Below are 1,539 nucleotides of genomic sequence, written 5' to 3' on the forward strand. Positions count from 1 at the left end.
AGTTCAATTCAACGGCACATCGGCCCGTTTGCGCTGATGCTGACGGGACTCGGTTCGATCATCGGGTCAGGCTGGTTGTTCGGCGCATGGAAAGCGGCCAAGATTGCGGGTCCCGCGGCGCTGTGCGCGTGGGTGATCGGCGCAGTGGTGATCCTCGCGATCGCGCTGACTTACGCGGAGCTCGGCGCGATGTTTCCCGAGTCGGGCGGCATGGTGCGTTATGCGCGCTACTCGCACGGTGCGCTGGTGGGGTTCATCAGTGCATGGGCCAACTGGATCGCGATCGTGTCGGTGATTCCGATCGAAGCCGAAGCGTCGATCCAGTACATGAGCACGTGGCCGTATGAATGGGCGCACGACCTGTTCATCAACGGCTCGCTGACGACGCCGGGTCTGTTGCTGTCGGCGGTGCTGGTGGTGATCTACTTCATGCTGAACTACTGGGGCGTGAAAGTGTTCGCGCGCGCCAATTCGGCGATCACGATCTTCAAGTTCATCATTCCCGGCCTGACCATTCTCGGTCTGATGCTGAGCGGCTTTCACAAGGACAACCTCGGCGACTCGTTCGGCGGCACGGGTGCGTTCGCGCCGTACGGCTGGTCGGCGGTGCTGACGGCCGTGGCGACGAGCGGCATCGTGTTCGCGTTCAACGGTTTCCAGAGCCCGATCAACCTGGCGGGCGAAGCGCGCAATCCCGCGAAGAGCGTGCCGTTCGCGGTGATCGGCTCGATCCTGCTGGCGCTCGTGATCTACGTGCTGCTGCAGGTTGCGTACATCGGCGCGGTGAACCCCGCCGACGTCGCGAAGGGCTGGAGCCAGTTCAACTTCAAGTCGCCGTTCGCGGAACTGGCGATCGCGCTGAACCTGAACTGGCTGGCCATTCTGCTGTACATCGACGCGTTCGTGAGTCCGAGCGGCACGGGCACGACCTACATGGCGACGACCACGCGGATGATCTACGCGATGGAGCGCAACAACACGATGCCGAAGATCTTCGGCAGCGTGCATCCGCTGTACGGCGTGCCGCGTCCGGCGATGTGGTTCAACCTGCTGGTGTCGTTCATCTTCCTGTTCTTCTTCCGCGGCTGGAGTTCGCTCGCGGCCGTGATTTCGGTGGCGACCGTCATTTCATATCTGACGGGCCCCATCAGCCTGATGGCGCTGCGCCGGGCGGCGACGGACCTCGACCGTCCGCTGCACATTCCGGGCATGGGTTTGATCGCGCCGTTCGCATTCGTGTGCGCGTCGCTGATTCTGTACTGGGCGAAGTGGCCGCTGACGGGCGAAATCATCCTGCTGATGATCGTCGCGCTGCCGGTGTTCTTCTACTTCCAGGCGAAGTCGGGCTTCGGCGGCTTCAATCAGGATCTGAAGGCGGCGTGGTGGCTGGTGGCGTATCTGCCCGTGATGGCGATCCTGTCGCTGATCGGCAGCAAGCAGTTCGGCGGCCTGGGTGTGCTGCCGTACGGGTGGGACATGCTGGTGGTGATCGTGTTCTCGCTGGTTTTCTATTACTGGGGCGTGCATACGGGCTATCGC

General features: G+C 62.7%; 1 protein-coding gene. It reads left to right on the plus strand.

Features of this window, described 5'->3' with window-relative positions; genetic code table 11:
• Positions 1–1,539, plus strand: a 1,539-nt coding sequence (locus H3V53_RS42995; RefSeq protein WP_336603012.1) for an APC family permease, incomplete at both ends; no start/stop codon positions are given.

Origin of the sequence: Paraburkholderia bengalensis (genome assembly GCF_037126505.1) — a bacterium.
Lineage (GTDB): Bacteria > Pseudomonadota > Gammaproteobacteria > Burkholderiales > Burkholderiaceae > Paraburkholderia > Paraburkholderia bengalensis.